The following is a 19,901-nucleotide window of genomic DNA, read 5'->3' as shown; positions in this document are numbered from 1 at the left end:
GTTTTATTTTAGAAATTTTTGATGTAAAGTCCACACTTGCGGCAATAGCGGAGTGGTTCCATCATTAATGATGACGAAGTCTGCCAGTTTTAATTTTTCTTCATCAGTTAGTTGCTTATTTATTCGCTCCATGACCTGTTCTTCAGTGATGCCATCACGCTCCATAACACGTTTAACACGTATGTGTAAAGGCGCAGTAACCAGGATGGTATAATCAAGATCCTTGTAAGAGCCACTTTCAAAAAGCAAAGCAGCCTCCTTGAGTGAATAACGGGATTTTTGTTGTTCGGCCCAGTCTTTGGCCGCCTGGATAACGATGGGGTGTACAATGCCATTTACAAGTTCGAGCTTCGCCTTGTCGCTGAATATCTGTTCGGCCAAAAAAGCCCGATCTAATTTCCCATCCTTATAGGTCTCTTTACCGAACTCCGCAATCAAGCGTTCTTTGATCCGTAAATCGGTATTCATCAATTCCTTCGCCTCATCATCTGCATTATAAACAGGTACAGCCATGGCTTTAAAAAGCTGACAGATAAATGTTTTACCGGATCCAATTCCGCCTGTTATTCCAATCTTCATGAAAATAGTGTTATTTACGTACAAAAAAGTCCACGTTTTGAGGTACAACGCTGATTACCTTACAAAAGTCAGGTACTTTGGTCAGCAAAACAGGCAAATATTGCACCCCGTTTTTCTCCCAGTCAGCCAGATCTACCACAGCTTCAAAATCTCGCGATGTATAGTTATTATAATCCTTAACGGACATCAGTACGGTGACGACCACTTTGCTTGGATTAAGCCTAACAGAACTATAGCGCTGGCCATTTTCAACCTTCACGGGTAATTCAATCACTTTCTCGGTTAACTCCCCTACAGGCATCAGAACCTCGACCGAAGTCGGATAAACATTGATATTCGCTTTTTGGTTACGTGCCAGGTTTGCCACGGTTCGAACATCGGTCTCCACTTCCTTCCCGCGAACGGTATCGGTCTCCCAATACTCAATCGCCGAAACATCCTCATAGGGCCCTGTAATCGTCACATAAGCCGGGGTAATCTTGGTATCAGCAATAAAACCATACCCACGCTTAAAGCCAATATTGGATAAAGGTTTGACGGGCACTTTGCGCTGCGTCTGTTTGGAAAAATCGAAAAACAAGGTATCTGGGCTGACCGAGACTACCCGTTGTTCATGTGGAAACTGCCGGTTGATAAAGCCCAATTGATTGGAAAAAACAATCCAATCTTTGGTTTTTAAAGAGCTTAGGTCAACCTGCACCTTTGGGGTTTCCAAAGCAGCTTTGGAAAATAGGAATTGCCATCCCGTCATCTCCAATTTCACCTTTACCGTATCGGATTGCTGTGGGTGAAATGCGCGTTTCTCGGGAAGATTGACATATTCAATTGCTGCCTTAACGGACACAGTATATTGATTGGAAATCGAAAACAATAACCAAGCTAACAACGAAATTCCAACACAACGCACGAAGACATTAATCTTACGCCGTTGGGTCTTATTTATTCGAACTGCATTCGCCATGACACAAACTTAATCAATTTGCGCAAAAATTAGCGTTCTTATCTGCATTTCATCACAAAGACGCCAATATTTCCATTGCATTTTTCTCTTTTGTGGCAAGGGTTTTGAAAATTGCTGATGCCTGTTGGACAGCATCGAAACTGGCCGTCTCAGCAATTTGACTAAACAATTCCGACAGGGATGTCCACAATAATGCAATCTGTACAAACTCATGATGAACCACCGCGAGTTGTTCTATTCCGAGGAGATCGTAACTTTCCTTGATAAAGTCGCGATACAGATTTCGAAACAAAGCACCCCCAGTGCCCGCTTTTTCCATTAGACTTGCAGCCATCTTAAACTCGCTTTCAATAGCTTGACTTGTCTTGAACCAATTCAACACTTCTTCACTGGTCTTCAAAATTCCTTTATATGAAATATTGTTGATAGGTGGTGCAAGATATTGCTTTGCATTATTGACCATTGCGGCAATCAGCACTTCTTTCAGGTCAACGTTCTCCATATTACCTGCTATGGTATAATACAAATTTTTGGACGACATAGGCCTTTTCTCTGCCCGCGCTATAGCTAAACTCGCAAGCGACGTCTTCACACTACCGCCTTGCTGCCTCGTATCCACCAAATAGGCGTGCTCATCGTCATAGCCATATATAGCGACATAATGTCCCGCAAAATGAAATGGCTTAGTAAAATATTCCAGGTAATAGGCATCGAGTTTTAATCCCACAGGTTGCCCCTCATCCAAGAGCTGTCGTACAGCCTGCCAGGCTTTTACTTTTGAAGAGGTTTCATGAACATTGAGTTCGAGACCGAGATTTTTGCAGATATGCTGCGTCAGGAGATCCGTTTTTATTCGTCCGCCCAAAAATGGAAAGTCCATGGTTTTCATTTTCCAATAGATAAAACTAAGTCCCTCCCCTAATCCAAAAAGCATCGGTTCAGAAAGTTCAATGCCAATATGCTTCAATAAAGTACCTGTTGCGGTGGTTTCACAATGTAGCCCGTCAAACGGTTTAAGATTTTCCATAGCATTCTTTTTTACAAAATTAGAAGCTCGATTGACAGCTTGGTGTCAGCAGGAAAAGAGCGTCTAATAAATACTTCTTGCGACACACTTTTTTGTTACAGAGTGTAGTCCCTTCCCTATTGTCTCATTTAATTTTTTAGCTGCAACAAAAGAATATCAGTTGGTAACCAACTTATCACTTTTTACAGTGATTGTTCAGTGATCGTTCAGTGATTGTTCAGTGATTGTTCAGTGCAGACTGAATAAACAATGACTGATTACTGTCTAAACATAGACTAAAAATTGTGTTTAGGGATTACCTGGTATTAGCATGTTTCCTTTTTAATGCTTATCTTAATTATCTATAAGCTAATCAATACATTATGGCAATCATCAAAAATGGCGTTAATGGGACTGTTTCCGGGAAAGCAGGCTCTGTTGTATTTGTGTCGACTAAAACAGGAAATTATGTACGCTCTCTCCCTCGCGTTAAAAAACGAGAGCCCACACCTGAACAGCTGCTGAGTAGAACACGCTTCAAAACTATGAGGTCGCATATAAGCATGTTAAACCCGATCATCAATATAGGCTACAAGGCATACAGTTATCCGAAACGGGCCTATGATGTCGCAATGTCTTATAATTTAAACCATGCGCTTATTCAGGAAGAGAACGGTTTTGTGGTGGACTGGCAAAAATTTATGATTGCCAAAGGAAGTCCCAATCCCATCACTTCCTACACGATGGATTTCGATCAAGAAAACCAGGTGTTTCTGGTTACCTGGGAATACGACCCCTATCTGGAGAAGAAATTTGACATGGGAACTTATGATTCGTTCTTATTCCTGTATAATGCAACGTATAATGGGGCTGAATATCCATTTTTGACGAATGAGGCGAAAAATAGCTTAATAACGGGCAGACAAAACATTGATATACCGAAACATAAAAAGCAAGTGACCTATGAAGTGTATATCTTTTTTGTAGAGAGCTATGGCGGAGGTAATACAGACAGTATGCACTTAGGTAAGATAAAGATTTGACCGGTACATAAAAAAAGCCAGTTTTCCACGAAAACTGGCTTTCATTTCTTTCCCAAAAAAGCTTAAGAAGCGCTCTTCTCCGTGTTGTTAGCAGCTTTAGAAGCATCTAAAGCAATGGCTGATTTGTCAAAACGGATTTTTACACCTGAACCTACATCAACTAAGAAAGTCGTGTCTGATACTTCTACAATGCGTCCGTGAATACCAGCTGTAGTTACCACCTTTGAATTTACACCAAGTTCTTCAATATATTTCTTGTGATCTTTTTGCTTCTTCATCTGCGGTCTGATCATGAAGAAATAAAATACCACGATAATCAAAACCATTGGTAAAAAACTCATCATGTTGCCACCCGCTGCTTGTAATAATACTGTGTTCATCTTCTATTATATCGTTTAATAATGTGTTATTTTGCTAATACTTCGCCCTTTAGCTGCACTGTTGTTAAGCCATTGGAAGCATTCGATTGAATCGTAATGATCTTCTGCTGTTTACCAACTTGTCCCTCACTATTGAAAGTTACATGGATCTCAGATTTTCCACCTGGCAAAATAGGGCTTTTCGAAAACTCAGGTTGTGTACAACCACATGAAGCAGTCACTTTCGAGATAATAACAGGTGCATCACCCGAATTTTTCAGCACAAAGGTATGCTTTACCTGTGCACCTTCCTTTACCTGACCGAAGTCAAATGCAGACTCTTCAAATTCTACTTTTCCTAATTGTGCTGCCGCCTTAGAAAGGCTATCCGCAGCTGCTGTTTCAGTCGCTGTCTTGCTTCCTTCATCTTTTCCTTTTTGTGCATTTCCACAAGAAAATAAAAGTACTGCCGACAAAGCTAAAACCGAATATTTGCCAAAGTTTTTCATTCGTATAAATTATTTATGCGTTTGGTTTTAATCTCTTAAACCACGACCTGCCTTCTGGATTCTTCCTTGTTGATTCAGATCGTTTAATATTTTATCCAAGATACCATTGATAAATGTATTACTTTTCAATGTACTGAATACCTTAGAAATTTCAATATACTCATTTATTGTCACTTTCACAGGAATAGATGGAAAATTAACCAACTCACATATGGCCATACGCATCAATAAAGTATCCATTAGCGCAATACGGTCTGACTCCCAATTCTTCGTTTTCTCCGAGATAAGCTTTTGATATTCATTTGTATTGCGAATAGTTTTACCTAGCAATGCAATGACGTAGTCGCTATCATCATTCCAGTTTTGCGTAATCTCTGCCAGTTTATTTTTACGTGGATCTTCTGAACTAAAATTCTTAAAAGTCTTCGCAATCAACGCTTGCAATACTTCTTTATCGACAGGCCAGTTGATGAATTTCTCCTCAAAAACCTGCTCAATAACCGGCGATTTCAAGATGATCTTTTTAAAGATATGCTTGATGATATCCTTTTCCGTACCGATCGAACGATCCTCTTGTTGCAAGTACTCCAAATAAGCCTCGGAATCCTTTAATTGCAAAAATACCGTACGAACGATCTCCGGATCGAAACTCCAAGAAATTTTATACTTTTTGACACCTTCTCCATATTGTGGATTTTGTCTCAATGACTCAATAAAAGTGTTAGTACTTAACTTGGTCGTTAAAGACAAGTCTTTTTCAGTTGGTAAAAACTTATTAGCTCTACCCTCTGCATCTATTAAGACATAATCAGATACTTCATCTAATAGATTCAGTGTCCACATATACATCTCATAGACTTCATCCACATTTTTTAATAGTGCTTTTTCAAATGTTTTGATGTCTTTATCTTCTGAAAGACTGTACGCATAAAGCGTTTGCACTACTTTTACCCTCAGGTGTCTCCTGTTTAACATAGTAATTTAAAGAACGATTTTTTTATAAAATAATAAGTAAGAACGATTTTGGGATGAAGACTACCGCTTGATTTTTTTAATATCTTGGATACGCTTCTCCGCAATGCGATTAGCCGCTTCAAAAGTAGAAATATTCTCTTCTTTTGATTTTTTCAAGACGTCTCTAGTCGCATTATAAATATTTTTGATCACAAATTCAGTGTGATCTACGCCGTAATTTTGAATTTCTGAATAGCAGCCGATTAATGCACCGGCGTTGATCAAATAGTCAGGTGCGTATAATATACCTCTTTCATGCAGAATAGAACTTGTAACAAGTTCATCTTTCAATTGATTATTGGCAGAACCAGCAATAATTTTGCATTGCATTTTCTGTGCGGATTCCGGATTTACCGTACCACCTAACGCACAAGGAGAATATACATCAAATTCGTGATCGAATACTTCATTGTAAGGTATTGGCTCAGCTTTGTACTTAGCCGCCACTTTCAGCATTTTTTCTTCCGTAATATCGCTGACATATACACGTGCATTCTCTTCACGTAACATCGCGATCAAACGTTCGCCAACACCACCTACTCCATGTACAATAACTTTTTTACCAGCAACATTTTCCGATCCGTATAATTCCTTTAAACAGGCTTTTATACCAAAATAAACACCTTGTGCAGCAAAAATGGAAGGATCACCGACACCGCTACCATGAATAGCCTTTGGTAGACCAGCAACGTGGTCAGTCTCGGTATAAATATGTTCTAAATCACGTTGTGTCGTACCTACGTCTAGTGAAGCAATGAAATTACCATTCAATCCTTCAATAAACTGGCCCAAACGGCGCAATAAAACCTCAGATTTGTCCAAACGGCTATTACCAATAATAACAGCACTTCCCCCGCCTAAATTCAATCCAGTGATGGCAGATTTATACGTAATGGCCTTGGATAAACGTAAAGCATCCTCAATAGCTTCTTCTGTACTTTCGTATGGTAACATACGAACTCCTCCTATCGCAGGCCCCAAGGTTGTATCATGGATCGCAACGATAGCTTTCAAGCCCACTAATTCATCATTACAGAAAAATAAGTTTTGATGGCCAGACTGGCTCATCAATTCAAAAATAGAATTTTGAGATGTTGACATAAAATGTACTACTCTAATTTGTTTTAATTTTTTAAGGTACTTGATGCAAAAGTAGGAAAATTATTCGTTGTGCATAACAACTTTTTTTATCCAAGACTTAACATTTGATTTCCGAATGACAGTAAATTCGCTTAAATCGTAAAGCATTTTGATGAATTAGTCCTACTTTTGTATTCGTAATATGAAGGATCTCGCCTACTTAAATAAGTACTTTTATAAATACCGCTGGAAACTGATTCCAGGGGTTATTTTCGTTATCATATCCAACTATTTTGGGGTATTGCCTGCAAAGGTAATTCGCGAAGCATTTGATTTGGTACAAGAAAACATCTATCTATACCGTCTATTTGATGGTTTCGACAGACAGGAACTCATCTATCAGGTATTTGGCACCAGCCTCCTATTTTTTGGTTTCGTCGTGCTCCTACTTTCGCTGCTGCGGGGCATATTTTTATTCTTTATGCGTCAGACGATCATTTTAACCTCGCGTTATATTGAATACGACCTCAAAAATGAGATCTATAATCATTACCAGGATTTAAACTTTGGTTTCTTTCGGAAAAACAACACCGGAGATCTCATGAGCCGCGCGACTGAAGACGTCAATCAGGTGCGTAACTACCTAGGACCTGCCATCATGTATGCGATCAATACCGTAGTTTTATCGATCATGGTCATCTATGCGATGTATAGCGTCAACGGAAGATTGGCCACTTATGCATTGGCGCCAATCCCGGTCCTATCGGTTATTATTTTATTTGTTAATAAAATCATTAACAAGCGTAGCTTAAAAATACAGAAACAACTGGCGAAACTTTCTTCCTTTGTCCAGGAGACTTTTGCTGGCATCCGAGTCATCAAAACCTACACCAGAGAACAAAATAAAATACAGGAATTTGAGAAGGAAAGTACCATTTATCGGAACACGGCTCTTGATCTCGTCAAAGTACAGGCTGTTTTCTTCCCGCTTATTCTATTGCTTATTGGACTCAGTACAGTCATTACCATTTATATTGGTGGAATCGAAGTTGCCAAAGGAACAGTGACTGCCGGAAATATCGCCGAGTTTATCATCTATGTCAACCAGTTGACTTTCCCTGCCATGTCTTTGGCTTGGGTCACGTCATTGGTGCAACGTGCTGCCGCGTCACAAAAACGGATTAACGAATTCCTTCAAACCGAATCTCCTATCGTTAACGGCACAGCTGCCAAGGAACTGGAGGGCGAAATCAAGGTTAATGGGATCTCGTTTACTTATCCGGAAACCGGCATTCAGGCGATAAAAAATATATCGTTCCAAATCCCGATCGGCAAAACACTTGCTATTATCGGAAAAACAGGATCTGGAAAATCTACGCTGGCCAACTTACTACTTCGGATGTATGATATCGACAAAGGAAGTATTCATTATGATGGTCTTGAAATTAAAAACCTTGATTTCAAAAGCTTACGCCAACAGGTCGGATTCGTCCCACAAGATGTTTTCCTATTTTCGGATACCATTGCCAATAATATAGGCTTTGGTTTAGACCACTTTACACAGGAACAAGTGGAACAGGCTGCCAAAGATGCCGCTGTATACGACAATATTATCGCTTTTGAAGATGGATTTGAAACCGCTGTTGGAGAACGTGGTATTACCCTCTCCGGGGGGCAAAAGCAACGGGTATCCATCGCACGCGCTTTAATTAAGGAACCCAAAGTATTGATTTTTGATGACTGTCTTTCAGCCGTGGATACAAAAACGGAAGAAACCATTCTCCGTTCACTAAGCCGCATCATGAAAGGCAAGACCTGTATTTTTATTGCCCATCGCATCTCGACGATCAAGAATGCAGATCATATATTGGTGATGGATCAAGGAGAAATTGTAGAACAGGGTACACATGCTGAATTGATGGATAAAAGAGGTGAATATTTTGAACTCCATGAAAAGCAATTACTGGAAAGTGTGGAAGGATAAATAAAATATCCCTGAATTCAGCTAAAGGATCCAAGGGATATCTCTCCTAAATTTGTCTTAAATATTTAAGTCAAACATTTTACATTAAAGGATCATGGAGAGAACCCCTATTCAAAAGGCTACGTCAAACGACGGAAAAACAATTGCTATTATTTCTTACTTAACCATCATCGGCCTTGTTGCAGCCATCATTATGAACAACAAGGAAAAGACTGCTTTAGCGCAGTTCCATATCCGACAAAGTATAGGTATCTCCTTGACAGGAATGGCCTTGGGGCTGTTACGTTTTGTTCCAGGTATTGGCGGAATTGCCCTTAGTATTGTTGGATTGCTCCTACTCATTGCTCTTATATTGGGATTAATGTCTGCATTTGCCGGAGAGCGAAAGCCACTCCCTTTCATCGGTGAAAAATACCAGGAATGGTTTAATATGATATAATAGGCCTATAAATAACATGGAGCACCTCCCCATCAAAGATGCTCCATGTTTTAATTTTTTCTGAAATCCCTGTTTTTAATTGACCAAAGGCATCTTTAACGAGCTTTCACATCCGGCAGCGCTTTCTCCTCTTTAAAAAATACGGCAAATAACACAAGACAAAAAACAGAAATACCTGCAGGAATAAACCAAAGATATTCCCAAAATTGAGCAGCATAAGCTGTTTTTAGATAATCTGAAACTGCACCGGCAACCCAAAATCCGATTAACATCCCTACACCATACATCGCAATGGTAATAAGCCCCTGTGCAGAAGCTTTGTATTTTTCGCCGGCAATTCTATCGGTATAAATCTGGCCGACTACAAACATAAAATCATAGCAGATGCCATGTAATAATATTCCGAGTAGCAATAAGAATGAACGTTCCTGTCCGTCGCCGTATGCAAAAAACAAATAACGGAGTGCCCAGGCTGCAATCCCCAATAAAATCATCTTTTTATACCCCAGGCGTCTAAAGAAAAATGGAATCAACAACAGGCAGATGGCTTCGGAAAATTGCCCCAATGCCATTTTTGCTGTGGGATTCGGTATTCCGGCGTTGACAAAAAATGGATTGGCATTTTGATAATAGAACGAAATAGGTATACAGATGACAATTGCTGTCACAAAAAAAATCAGAAAGCTCCGCTGTTTTAAAAGCTTCAGCGCATCCAAACCGATCGCCTTGCCAAAATCAAATTTTTCATCCCTGAGTTTCACCTGCGGCGGAGTTTTTGGGAGGGCTAGACTAAAGAATGCCAGTAACAACGAGCAGACCGCCCCCATAATAAAGGTGTTGTGCAGAGCACCTGCCTGTATCGATTCGGGCGCATCCCAACGGAACAAATAACTGATGACAAGTCCCGAACAGATCCAACCGATCGTTCCCCAAACACGTATCCCCGGAAAATACTTCTTCGCATCTTCTATATGCCGGAATGCTATTCCATTGGACAAGGATAACGAAGACATGTAAGCCATAAAGTAAACAAACACATAGGGATAAAAATGTGTTGCATCAGGTGCTTGAGACATCCCGTAAAGTAGTCCAGCTCCAATGAGATGCAAAGCTGAAAGCACCCGCTCGGCATTAAAGTATCTGTCGGCGACAAAACCCACAAAAAAAGGAGCAAATACAGCACCAAGGGATTGTGTCGCAAAAATATTCGCTACCTCCATTCCTGAGGCATTGAGCGATTTAATCAAGTATGTTCCCAAAGTGACAAACCAGGCCCCTTTGATAAAATACTCTAAAAACATCATCAGGGACAATTGCACGCGTAATACTGGTTTCATCTATTCAGTTGTGTTGGAGGTGTTTGTTTTGATTCGGGCAATGCATTTCGCATAAAATTAAGCCAGTTCTTGCTAGCAATCTTTTCAAGATCGGTCTTATCATACCCTCTTTTTGACAGGATACCAAATACTTTTTGGATATCAGCAATAGTTTCCAGATCATAAGGACACTGCTCTCGGCCAAATGCTCCATCTAAATCGCTCCCCACGCCAACATGATCAACATTTCCTGCCAATTGACAAATATGATCAATATTGTGGGCCATGATTTCCATGGAGCAATTGCTTGTTTTAGGGTCGGATACACCGCGGACCCAATTCGGTACCATCATCCAAGCATCGAGCGCTACACCGATCACTGCTTTTTTCGAAACAAGAGTCTTGATCATTTCGTCACTGAACGGCCTACTATGGTCGACAAACTTGCGACAATTATTATGGCTTGCCCAAATGGCACCGTTATAACGTCCAACAGCGTCCCAAAACGCATCATCATTGAGGTGTGTTGCGTCTAATATCATCCCCAATCGCTCCATTTCCCGCAACAATAGGACGCCCTGTTCATTAAGCTTGCCCGATGAGTCGGTTCCGTTGGCATATCGCCCCGGTCCGTAATGCGCTGGTCCGACAGCTCTCAAACCATAATTATAAGCTGTTTCAAGATAACTGATATCTACAATTGAATCGGCTCCTTCCAGACTCAGCAGATATCCGATTGGCTTATCTACATGATCGCTGCCATTCGACCAAAGTGCTATATGTTGATCCAGATCAGCCTTTGTACAAATCATTTTCATTTGCCCATCGGCTTCCATTGCCTTATACCACGCAAGCTGCCCTTGCGTCTGCGCCCAAGCCTGTTCTGGGGAGTACCAGCCTGGTAAAGAGCTTTCGGGTTTTACGAATCGAGCGATTTGTGTGGCAACAACCAAACCAATATGACCACGACGCAATTCGTCAAAAGTGACTGTTGCCTTAGCCCGATCGGGCTTGTCATCCATCCCCTTTTCCCTGCGGTTGAGTTCCGTAATTGGCAATCGAAGATCCCGATTCCATTCCATGGCATTCATACTCAAATCCAAATGTGCATCGACCAAAAATGGCATTTCAAATTCGTACATATCAACAATTTATCTTTTTATTTCGTGCATAAACAGTCCACGTTTGATCTGCATGCCGTTCATGGACTACTTGAAGTTCGCCATAACAGGCTACGGTAGGACAGATATGGCGTGGTACAGCATACAGCGCATCCCCTAAGTGGAACTGCGCACTATCTGTCACCTCAACAACCAGATGTTCTTCACTCTGCATTTTTATTTCACCTATACGTGGATCGAAAAACTTGACGCGAGGCTGCGGCGATTCGCATGCAACGGATTTATACCCTAGGTCCAAGCACAGGTGTTTGTGATCAACAATAGAAACGACACGCGTTAGAAGTACCGCGGCAAGCATAAAATCTTGTTCTGCATAATTTTCGGCATAGCCAAAATCCCAAAACACAAAGGTTCCTGGGCTGCATTCTACATCGCTGCGTTCGGCATGAAAAGGGAAACTCGGTGAACCGCCAATCACTTTAGTCAATGGTTTAGAGGTGGATGTCTGCGCCATCAGGTAGGCCGTTTCAAGTATACCGTATGCCTGTTGGCATTGTTTTTCGCGAAGCTGATAATCCTTATCATGAATATGACCATCGTAGCCATGCATACCGACCAACTGAATACCATTCAGGAGATTGATATCCATAACGAGACGCTCAATCCCGTCTAAAGCTATCCCTGTACGTCCCATTCCAATATTAACATCCAAATAAACAGCGCTTCGCAAACCTTTCGACAGACTCCGCGCTGAAATCTCCTCTGCTGCATCGACATGATCCACAAGACAGGCAAAATGTGTTTGGGGAAAGGCGCTCACCAGATTCAAGAAACGATCTATCTTTGGCCCTACGGGCTGGTACGCCAGCAAAACATCTTTTGCACCGATAACACCCAATAGTTCTGCTTCTGCAATGGTTGCACACTTAAACTTTGTAATCCCCCTATCCATCATCAGCTGGCATACTTCACGACACTTGTTCGTTTTGATATGCGGCCGCAATCGGTCCGCCCGCCCATGCACAATGTGTAAAGCGCGGTCTATGTTCTTGACAATGCGATCAGGGTAGACCAGCAAGGCCGGCGAATCGACTTGATCGACATTTTGTATGTGACACCAAGTTTCCATACTATTCGGTTTAATATAACTCAAATAATGCTTCGATTTCCACTGGAATATTATCGGGCAAAGAACCGAATCCTACTGCGCTACGTGTTCCAATACCATTCTCTTCTCCCCAAACTGCAGCAAATAGTTCACTACAACCGTTAATCACACCGGGGTGATAAAGAAAATCCGAGGTACAATTGACCATACCCAATACTTTGATTACACGTTTGATTTTGTTCAAGGAACCCAAGTTGGTTTTAATGGTCGACAGCATGGTCAAACCGACCTGACGCGCGGCAAGTTTACCTTCTTCGGGGCTGATATCACTTCCAATTCGACCTATAATCAATGTGGCATCATCTTGTACAGGACCATGACCGGAAAGATACAGGTACTTACCATCAATGACGTATGGTTTATAAACACCTTTTGGTGCCGGTGCTGGAGGTAATGTCAAACCTAATTTTTCGAATTGTTCGTCTGCGTTGTACATCTTTAACGATTTTAAAGTTTAAAATAATAGCTAATATAAAATTAATTGCAATAGTAAAACAGCAAGGAGTCCAACAATGGAAACAATCGCCTCCATGATCGACCAGGAAAATAACGTATCCTTTACGCTAAGGCCAAAGTATTCTTTAAAAAGCCAAAATCCGGCATCATTGACATGGGAGAACATCAGACTTCCGGCCCCTATCGCCAATACCATGAGATTGGGATCCGCTTCTCCCCCTGTAACAATAGGGAGCAGCACGCCAGCGGCTGTCAACGCGGCGACTGTGGCCGAGCCGACACAACCTCTGATAACAGCTGTAATTAACCAGGCCAACAGTAAAGGTGAAATGGAGAGCTGCTGTAAGGTGTTGGCCAAAAGGAGACTGACTCCACTGTCTTCCATCACTTGTTTAAAGATTCCCGAACCAGCAATAATCAACAGTATCATGGCAATATCTTTCACAGCAGACTCATAAATTGTCATCACATTGGCCATCGATCGGCCCAATTTCAATCCTAAGAAATAGGTTGCTGCACTGAGCGCGATAACCATAACAACGGTGGGGTTGCCGACAAACTTCACGCCCTGCTGCAGCGCTATATTACTTGTATGGTAGCAATAAGGAAGCAGTGTAAATAGGACAATGAGTAATACCGGTAGCAGGGCTACAGCCAAACTTACCCCAACTGTCGGGCGCAGATACTGCGCTGATTCCGAGCGATCTTGCTCCCGAAAAATTGATTCTTGACTCGCCCGTATGTTTTTCAGGCATCTTCCAAAAATAGGGCCACCTAAAATAATAGCAGGTATAGCAATCAAAAGACCATAAATAAGTGTCAATCCCATATCGGCATGAAACAGGGCAACGAGAGCAACGGGAGAAGGATGCGGCGGAATAAAGCCATGTGTCACAGACAAAGCTGCCAGCATCGGTAATCCAATATATACTGCCGGCAACTTATACCGGTAGGAAATCGAAAATATCAAGGGGACTAATAAGACAAATCCGATTCCATAAAATAGTGGTATACCAACGATAAAACCCGTCAACATAAGCCCCCACTGAAGGTATCGCTCTCCCATTAAGCGGACCATTTGTTCAGCAATAATCTCAGCGGCCCCACTTTCAGCTACAATTTTCCCCAACATTGCGCCCAAAACAATGATCAACGTTAGGCTCCCCATAACGCCGGCAACACCTTTTTCAACGGTGCCTACCAACTGTGCCGGTGGAATTCCCAAACAAAGTCCACTTAGCAAGGAAACAACCAAAAATGCGAGAAAGGCATTGATCTTAAAATAAGTTATGCAAAGGATAAGCAAACAAATGCTGATTACAATGAGGATTATGGTCATTATATCATATCACGATTAGGTTTTCCCTCAATTTGAGAGCTTGTATAAAATTTGGTCTATTAAATCATTTTTTCATCCTGAAAGTAAGGATATTTTTCATTTTTTGCAAGAAAAATGAAAAAATGATACAAACAAAAACGGGTATAGCTCAAGCCATACCCGTTTTTGTTTACTCGCCGATGACTTTGATTTCATGGCCTGTCGTTCAGAAATAATGCAACCGTCTGCTGTTGCGACTTATTTTTTGGGGATCTCTTTGAGAATATCAAGCACAAAACTCCAAAATTTCTGCACCGAAGAAATGGAGACACGCTCTGCAGGCGAATGTGCACCTAAGATTGTTGGTCCAAAAGAAATCATATCCATTGCCGGATAGTTTGTCCCCAAGATACCGCATTCCAATCCGGCATGGCACGCCACGACTTCCGGAACTTCGCCATGTTGTCTCGTATAAATGGATTTGAGGACTTCTAAAATTTCAGAATTCGGATTAGGAGCCCATCCGGGATAATTGCCCGAAAAATCTACCTTAAAACCGCCCAGTTCAAATGCTGCCTGTAACGATTGGGCTAAATCAAATTTAGAAGTTTCAACAGAAGATCTGGTTAGACATTTGATGGAAACCTTTTCCCCGCCTACTTCTACTTTGGCAATATTATTGGAGGTTTCTACCAAGTCTTCAAAATCGGCACTCACACGATATACACCATTTAAGGCCGCATAAACGCTGTTGATCAAGTTTTCCTGCACGTTTACGGGAACGACTGTAGCATAAGCAGCATCAGTTTGCTTCACCACAATTTCCATAGCTGGTTCTGTCGTTGCAAATTCCAATTTAATATCCTGAGCCAATTGTGTTAGCTGCTGAACAAAGTCAGTTGCTTTATCCTTAACCACCACCACTTTGGCAACGCTTTCTCTCGGGATGGCGTTGCGGAGGCTTCCACCCAATAACGACGCAATACGCAATCCAAAATGTTCATAGCCTCTATAGAGCAGGCGATTCATTACCTTATTGGCATTGGCAAAACCTTTATGAATATCCATTCCAGAGTGCCCGCCATGTAGTCCTTTTACGGTAATTTCAAAAGATAACGTATCAAAAGGACAAGGTTCTGCGCTATAGGACTGCGTTGCCGTCACATCAATCCCGCCGGCACAGCCAATATCAATTTCAGTATCATTCTCTGTATCCAAATTGAGCAAGATTTCGCCCGAAAGTACACCGCCTTTTAAACCTAAAGCTCCTGTCATACCTGTTTCTTCATCAATGGTAAACAAAGCTTCAATAGCAGGGTGTACAATACTGGATGATTCCAGAATCGACATGATTGTCGCAACACCAAGACCATTATCTGCCCCTAAAGTGGTACCTTCTGCTTTTACCCAATCGCCATCAACGTACATCTTAATACCTTCATTATCGAAGTCAAAAACAGTATCGTTATTTTTTTGGTGCACCATATCTAAATGCGACTGCAAAACAATCGTTTTGCGATTCTCCATTCCCGGAGTAGCGGATTTTTTAATGAGCACGTTACCAATCTCATCAACGCTTGTTTCTAAACCCAAGGATTTACCAAAGTCTACCATAAAGGCAATCACGCGCTCTTCTTTTTTTGAAGCTCTGGGGACCGCATTCAATGCAACGAAATTTTTCCAAATTGCTTTTGGTTCTAAACTATTTTCATTCATATCTTAAATTTTTCCTTGGTCAAAGTTACTCGATTTTTATCAGATATCCGTTGATTATTGCCGGGGAATAAAACAAAAGACAATCGCTGATCGTTCTAATAAATGTGTAAACATGAACATAAAATTATGCATAAACCAGTACAAGTTGAACGAAAGGATATTTACTTTAAACCGGATAAGAAAAGAGTTCTCGCACGTTTTTTTTTCCTTGGCGATGACCGTACAATAAAAATTATCAGGCGCATTTTATCCCTTAATGAGTCGGAACGGAAAGAAGTCTTTGGACAGGTTTTACGAAGCTATACGAAAAGACATCGTAGCATTGCCCATATCTTTGAACGAAATTTTGACCGGGTAAGCCACCTTTTGGAGAAGATTCCATTTTCAAAGGAGAAGCTAAGTCATATCGACAAGTTGCTGATCGGCTCTTACTTTACCATGGAATATTCCATTGAATCGGCAGCGTTATTTAATCCCTCCATTATCGAACATCCGGATCAGACCGAATTATTCAAAGGTGAAAAACGGGTTATTTTAAGCTTCAGGGCCACCGGAGAAGGTCATGTCTCTTCGATCGTTTTTCGCTCGGGCACCTTGGATGTCGACAATAATATCCATATCGACTATATCGGTAATCTATTGGATAAACCCATGCAAGTTAAAAACCACCGGTATCACAAGGAGTCCTTCTTAAAGAAGATGAATGAGCTACATGCGGAACCAACGGAAGTTAAGTCCAAACTCGAGGAAAAGCTAACGGAGACATTTACGTATGAGGAACTTAAGCGGTACATCGATGAAGTGCGGCGGGAGAGTGAAGAAAATCTTGAAAATGTGACATTTTTACAACAGGCGCTCTGGCTCGCTTCCTCGCATTATGAAATGACTTTTTCATTGGACACTTCCATTTCGGAACGCGTGATATTTCCGCTCGCCGACACAGAAAAAAGAGGGATAGAAGACGCCCGTTTTGTCCAGTTCAAAACTGAGAAGAATGAGAGCATCTATTATGCTACCTACACAGCCTACGACGGATTTAGTATCCTTCCTAAACTGCTCACCACAAAAGATTTTTATCATTTTAAGGTGAAACCCATCTATGGTGAAATTGCCAATAAAGGTGCGGCACTATTTCCAAGAAAAATAAATGGGCGCTACGCCATGCTCTGTCGAATTGACGGTGAAAACAATTATATTGCTTACTCCAACAATATCAACATATGGCAGGAAACGGCAATCCGCATTCAAGAACCTGAATATCCCTACGAATTTGTCCAGATCGGCAATTGTGGCTCACCGATTGAAACTCAATATGGCTGGCTAATCCTGACCCATGCCGTGGGCCCGATGCGCGAGTATGTTTTGGGGGCCTCCCTTCTGGACCTGGACAACCCCCATGTTGAAATTGGACGACTACATAGCCCATTGATGACCCCAAACGATGAAGAACGGGAAGGCTATGTACCAAACGTCATTTATTCCTGCGGTGCCCTGGTCCACAATGAACACCTCATTTTACCGTATGCAATGTCTGATTATGAGTCGACTTATGCCACCATCAAGCTTGAAGACTTATTGCTGGCTATCTTGAATCCTGATCGCTATCATTAAAGGCACGAGAAACCACAATATAGGCCAAATAGAAACAGAGGGTGCTTTCAGCCCCTTGGTTTCTATTGATGCCATAAGCCTCCAGTCCATCACAGCAACCTTTGGTTTCCTCATCGTAGAGTCCGAGTCTAAGATCATTCTCGCCCAAGAACCAGCGGAATGAGGCTATCATTCGGGTAAAATAAACCTTTTTATTCGTCAGTCGAAAAGCTTCGCGATACATAAATACCATGGCTGTAACATCGAGCGGCTGCTGACCAAACTTGCTGACATGCTTGCCCTGCTTGGCCCATTCCTGGTTTCCAACCAACGAAAGCGCACCATTTTGGATCGTAATGCTTTCGAGAAACTTTAATGTCGTTAGCCCCAATTGTTTTATTGTCTCATCATTTAAAAAAGGATATGCTGTCAAAAACGCATAAGGTAATATTGCATTATCATACGCCAATACGGATTCAAACCATTGCCAGTGTTCATCTGAACTCGCTTCGTATTCCCGCACAAGTTTGCCGATAAGCGTCCGCATCAGCTCTATCATGACCTCGTCATTGGATTGATGATGTAAATATTCGGCAATTCCCAGCACAGTATACGCTATCGCCCGATTGGAGCGCAACTGACCGAAATTCGGCACAGCTCTAAAAAATAACTCGTGTCCCAATTGATAATAACTGGTTAATTTAGTTTTACGAAGAAGCACCCCCAAGGCCCATATCGTTCGTCCAAAGGAATCCTCCGAACCGACTTCATCCAAGAAATTATGCTGGAAATCCATAAAATTATGAAAAAGACCGTCTTCGCGCTGATGATAATAAATATAACTCAGGTAGGTGGAAATACGGCGGTCTAATTTCTTATCAGCAAAATCATCCTGGGCTAATAAAGCAAGTAAAAGTGCCCTCGCATTATCGTCGAGACAGTAGCCTTCTTTATAATTGGGCAAAGAATAAGTTGCGTGCTGTAAGATACCCACCTGATTGGTCAACCTATCGATATGCTTCCAGCTGAATTTAGGCATCTCATCTTTACTAAATCCTGCGTTTTCTTTAAGGCCGTCGTAGGTAGGTATGATTTTATTTAAAATCCGTGTATACCGGAGGCCAATATTTTTCCAGGTGAGCTCCTTTCCAAATGCACTGGCATTGTCCCGCAAGGTGGTACGATAATCCAAATTTGAAAACAAGTTTTTAAGCGCTTCAGCCATCTTGGCTGAATTTTTAAATTCGACCAATACCCCCCTTCCATCAGCCAGCAGTTCCTTGGCGTGCCAGTAAGGCGTAGAGACCACCGCAGCTCCGGCACCAATGGCGTAAGATAACGTTCCACTCGTAATCTGCGCCTCATTAACATAAGGGGTGACATAAACGTCACAGGCACAAAGATACTCTACCAGATCGGCCTGGCTCACAAAGGAATTAACAAATTGGACGTGCTCCTGCAACTGATAAGCTTCCACGAGACTGCCTAGATACTCCCGATACTCCTCTCCCGAATGCGCCAACACATTAGGGTGTGTTTTGCCAACGACCAGGTACAACAGATCTGGTTCATCTTTAACGACTTCAGGCAAGGATTCAATCACCATTTCGATGCCCTTGTTGCGTCCCAGGAAACCAAATGTCAATAACACTTTCTTGCCAGAAAGACCTTTTTTAAGCTTTGCAAGCTCATGTTCCAAGGTAAACTCGGGCACACCATGGTGTATCAGTCTAACTTTCGTGGTATTGACCCTATAAATGGATTTGAGTAAAGTAACCGCATAATTACTCATGACGATTACAATCGAAGCCCTTTTTACAATTTCAATGAGAATAGCCTTTTCATCAACATTCGGCTTCTCAAGAATGGTATGAAAATTAACTAACAATGGAATATGCAATGCGTTAACCAACGATAAGATATATATTCCACTATTACCACCGAAGATGCCATATTCATGCTCCAATATCACACAGTCATAGCCATGTTCATTAATATAGTTGGCTGCTTCAATATAGGACAATTGATCATACTGGTCTATTTTAAAGACAACTTCACTGGGATAATCATAGTCCCGGTCAGCGACAGCATAAACGTGCTGTGTTAATTCCTGATTATGCAACGCAACAGCATGCAACAAATCCGATGTAAAAGTGGCGATGCCACATTCTTTGGGCAAGTAAGTACTTATATAAGCGATCTTCATTGAAATAATAATTTTGAATACAGCTACGACGAAGGC

General features: G+C 41.6%; 18 protein-coding genes. 4 read left to right on the top strand and 14 right to left on the bottom strand.

Annotation, left to right across the window (positions count from 1 at the left end):
• Positions 1–3 precede the first annotated feature (3 nt).
• Genes coaE through B3H30_RS20845 form a run of 3 tightly spaced genes read right to left on the bottom strand, consistent with a single transcriptional unit; the run spans position 4 to position 2,567 of the window.
• The gene (coaE, locus tag B3H30_RS20855) at positions 4–579 is read right to left on the bottom strand and encodes a dephospho-CoA kinase (protein WP_172462500.1); all 576 of its coding nucleotides are present in this window, start codon (positions 577–579) and stop codon (positions 4–6) included.
• Positions 580–589: 10 nt separating this feature from the next.
• Positions 590–1,540, bottom strand: coding sequence for a hypothetical protein (locus tag B3H30_RS20850; protein WP_046674519.1), 951 nt, complete (start codon positions 1,538–1,540; stop codon positions 590–592).
• A gap of 52 nt (positions 1,541–1,592) precedes the next feature.
• Positions 1,593–2,567 (bottom strand): BtrH N-terminal domain-containing protein, encoded by a 975-nt coding sequence (locus B3H30_RS20845; protein WP_070565538.1) that lies wholly within the window; start codon positions 2,565–2,567, stop codon positions 1,593–1,595.
• 362 nt (positions 2,568–2,929) lie between these two features.
• Between B3H30_RS20845 and B3H30_RS20840 the strand changes: the two genes are divergently transcribed.
• A complete protein-coding gene (locus B3H30_RS20840; RefSeq protein WP_070565540.1) occupies positions 2,930–3,589 on the top strand; it encodes a DUF6266 family protein in 660 nt (219 codons plus the stop codon).
• 62 nt (positions 3,590–3,651) lie between these two features.
• Here the strand turns inward: B3H30_RS20840 and yajC are convergent, their stop codons facing one another.
• The 4 genes from yajC to B3H30_RS20820 are packed head-to-tail and all read right to left on the bottom strand — an operon-like array spanning position 3,652 to position 6,572.
• A complete protein-coding gene (gene yajC / locus B3H30_RS20835; RefSeq protein WP_070565542.1) occupies positions 3,652–3,969 on the bottom strand; it encodes a preprotein translocase subunit YajC in 318 nt (105 codons plus the stop codon).
• A gap of 26 nt (positions 3,970–3,995) precedes the next feature.
• A complete protein-coding gene (locus B3H30_RS20830) occupies positions 3,996–4,457 on the bottom strand; it encodes a DUF1573 domain-containing protein (protein WP_070565544.1) in 462 nt (153 codons plus the stop codon).
• A 27-nt stretch (positions 4,458–4,484) separates the two neighbouring features.
• Positions 4,485–5,432, bottom strand: coding sequence for a transcription antitermination factor NusB (gene nusB, locus B3H30_RS20825; protein WP_070565546.1), 948 nt, complete (start codon positions 5,430–5,432; stop codon positions 4,485–4,487).
• Positions 5,433–5,492: 60 nt separating this feature from the next.
• Entirely contained in the window at positions 5,493–6,572 is a 1,080-nt protein-coding gene (locus tag B3H30_RS20820) for a Glu/Leu/Phe/Val family dehydrogenase (RefSeq protein ID WP_046674513.1), read from the bottom strand.
• 181 nt (positions 6,573–6,753) lie between these two features.
• On the opposite strand from B3H30_RS20820, the gene B3H30_RS20815 reads away from it, so the two are divergent.
• Together B3H30_RS20815 and B3H30_RS20810 are read left to right on the top strand one after the other, a co-directional pair.
• Positions 6,754–8,535 (top strand): ABC transporter ATP-binding protein, encoded by a 1,782-nt coding sequence (locus B3H30_RS20815; RefSeq protein ID WP_070565548.1) that lies wholly within the window; start codon positions 6,754–6,756, stop codon positions 8,533–8,535.
• A 94-nt stretch (positions 8,536–8,629) separates the two neighbouring features.
• A complete protein-coding gene (locus tag B3H30_RS20810; RefSeq protein ID WP_070565551.1) occupies positions 8,630–8,974 on the top strand; it encodes a hypothetical protein in 345 nt (114 codons plus the stop codon).
• A 95-nt stretch (positions 8,975–9,069) separates the two neighbouring features.
• Here B3H30_RS20810 and B3H30_RS20805 read toward each other — a convergent pair whose 3' ends face one another.
• The 6 genes from B3H30_RS20805 to B3H30_RS20780 all read right to left on the bottom strand — a co-directional run bounded on the left by B3H30_RS20805 (position 9,070) and on the right by B3H30_RS20780 (position 16,069).
• Positions 9,070–10,311: an MFS transporter gene (locus B3H30_RS20805; RefSeq protein ID WP_070565553.1), complete on the bottom strand. Its 1,242-nt coding sequence runs from the start codon at positions 10,309–10,311 to the stop codon at positions 9,070–9,072.
• Complete coding sequence (locus B3H30_RS20800; protein ID WP_286834840.1) at positions 10,308–11,432, bottom strand: dipeptidase; 1,125 nt, start codon at positions 11,430–11,432, stop codon at positions 10,308–10,310. Before B3H30_RS20800 ends, B3H30_RS20805 begins: the two co-directional genes overlap by 4 nt.
• A gap of 1 nt (position 11,433) precedes the next feature.
• A complete protein-coding gene (locus B3H30_RS20795; RefSeq protein ID WP_070565555.1) occupies positions 11,434–12,540 on the bottom strand; it encodes a D-TA family PLP-dependent enzyme in 1,107 nt (368 codons plus the stop codon).
• Between the two features lie 10 nt (positions 12,541–12,550).
• Positions 12,551–13,015: a RidA family protein gene (locus B3H30_RS20790; RefSeq protein WP_046674510.1), complete on the bottom strand. Its 465-nt coding sequence runs from the start codon at positions 13,013–13,015 to the stop codon at positions 12,551–12,553.
• A gap of 30 nt (positions 13,016–13,045) precedes the next feature.
• Complete coding sequence (locus B3H30_RS20785; protein ID WP_070565556.1) at positions 13,046–14,374, bottom strand: gluconate:H+ symporter; 1,329 nt, start codon at positions 14,372–14,374, stop codon at positions 13,046–13,048.
• Between the two features lie 237 nt (positions 14,375–14,611).
• Positions 14,612–16,069 carry an aminoacyl-histidine dipeptidase gene (locus B3H30_RS20780; protein ID WP_286776686.1) on the bottom strand — a complete coding sequence of 486 codons (1,458 nt, stop codon included), beginning with the start codon at positions 16,067–16,069 and terminating at the stop codon, positions 14,612–14,614.
• Between the two features lie 126 nt (positions 16,070–16,195).
• Here B3H30_RS20780 and B3H30_RS20775 point away from each other — a divergent pair, with 126 nt between their 5' ends.
• Positions 16,196–17,680 carry a glycoside hydrolase family 130 protein gene (locus B3H30_RS20775; protein WP_070565560.1) on the top strand — a complete coding sequence of 495 codons (1,485 nt, stop codon included), beginning with the start codon at positions 16,196–16,198 and terminating at the stop codon, positions 17,678–17,680.
• Here B3H30_RS20775 and B3H30_RS20770 read toward each other — a convergent pair.
• The gene (locus B3H30_RS20770; RefSeq protein ID WP_070565698.1) at positions 17,652–19,865 is read right to left on the bottom strand and encodes a glycosyltransferase family 4 protein; all 2,214 of its coding nucleotides are present in this window, start codon (positions 19,863–19,865) and stop codon (positions 17,652–17,654) included. The genes B3H30_RS20775 and B3H30_RS20770 overlap by 29 nt on opposite strands.
• Positions 19,866–19,901: the final 36 nt, after the last annotated feature.

This window comes from Sphingobacterium sp. UBA7038, from assembly GCF_002494055.1.
Lineage (GTDB): Bacteria > Bacteroidota > Bacteroidia > Sphingobacteriales > Sphingobacteriaceae > Sphingobacterium > Sphingobacterium multivorum.
The sequence above is the reverse complement of the archived record's forward strand: the minus strand, read 5'-3'. Positions and strand labels throughout refer to the sequence as shown.

Coding starts and splice junctions, on each gene's coding strand:
- coaE (WP_172462500.1), bottom strand. CDS start 579: ATGAAGATTGGAATAACAGGCGGAATTGGATCCGGTAAAACATTTATC.
- B3H30_RS20850 (WP_046674519.1), bottom strand. CDS start 1,540: ATGGCGAATGCAGTTCGAATAAATAAGACCCAACGGCGTAAGATTAAT.
- B3H30_RS20845 (WP_070565538.1), bottom strand. CDS start 2,567: ATGGAAAATCTTAAACCGTTTGACGGGCTACATTGTGAAACCACCGCA.
- B3H30_RS20840 (WP_070565540.1), top strand. CDS start 2,930: ATGGCAATCATCAAAAATGGCGTTAATGGGACTGTTTCCGGGAAAGCA.
- yajC (WP_070565542.1), bottom strand. CDS start 3,969: ATGAACACAGTATTATTACAAGCAGCGGGTGGCAACATGATGAGTTTT.
- B3H30_RS20830 (WP_070565544.1), bottom strand. CDS start 4,457: ATGAAAAACTTTGGCAAATATTCGGTTTTAGCTTTGTCGGCAGTACTT.
- nusB (WP_070565546.1), bottom strand. CDS start 5,432: ATGTTAAACAGGAGACACCTGAGGGTAAAAGTAGTGCAAACGCTTTAT.
- B3H30_RS20820 (WP_046674513.1), bottom strand. CDS start 6,572: ATGTCAACATCTCAAAATTCTATTTTTGAATTGATGAGCCAGTCTGGC.
- B3H30_RS20815 (WP_070565548.1), top strand. CDS start 6,754: ATGAAGGATCTCGCCTACTTAAATAAGTACTTTTATAAATACCGCTGG.
- B3H30_RS20810 (WP_070565551.1), top strand. CDS start 8,630: ATGGAGAGAACCCCTATTCAAAAGGCTACGTCAAACGACGGAAAAACA.
- B3H30_RS20805 (WP_070565553.1), bottom strand. CDS start 10,311: ATGAAACCAGTATTACGCGTGCAATTGTCCCTGATGATGTTTTTAGAG.
- B3H30_RS20800 (WP_286834840.1), bottom strand. CDS start 11,432: ATGTACGAATTTGAAATGCCATTTTTGGTCGATGCACATTTGGATTTG.
- B3H30_RS20795 (WP_070565555.1), bottom strand. CDS start 12,540: ATGGAAACTTGGTGTCACATACAAAATGTCGATCAAGTCGATTCGCCG.
- B3H30_RS20790 (WP_046674510.1), bottom strand. CDS start 13,015: ATGTACAACGCAGACGAACAATTCGAAAAATTAGGTTTGACATTACCT.
- B3H30_RS20785 (WP_070565556.1), bottom strand. CDS start 14,374: ATGACCATAATCCTCATTGTAATCAGCATTTGTTTGCTTATCCTTTGC.
- B3H30_RS20780 (WP_286776686.1), bottom strand. CDS start 16,069: ATGAATGAAAATAGTTTAGAACCAAAAGCAATTTGGAAAAATTTCGTT.
- B3H30_RS20775 (WP_070565560.1), top strand. CDS start 16,196: ATGCATAAACCAGTACAAGTTGAACGAAAGGATATTTACTTTAAACCG.
- B3H30_RS20770 (WP_070565698.1), bottom strand. CDS start 19,865: ATGAAGATCGCTTATATAAGTACTTACTTGCCCAAAGAATGTGGCATC.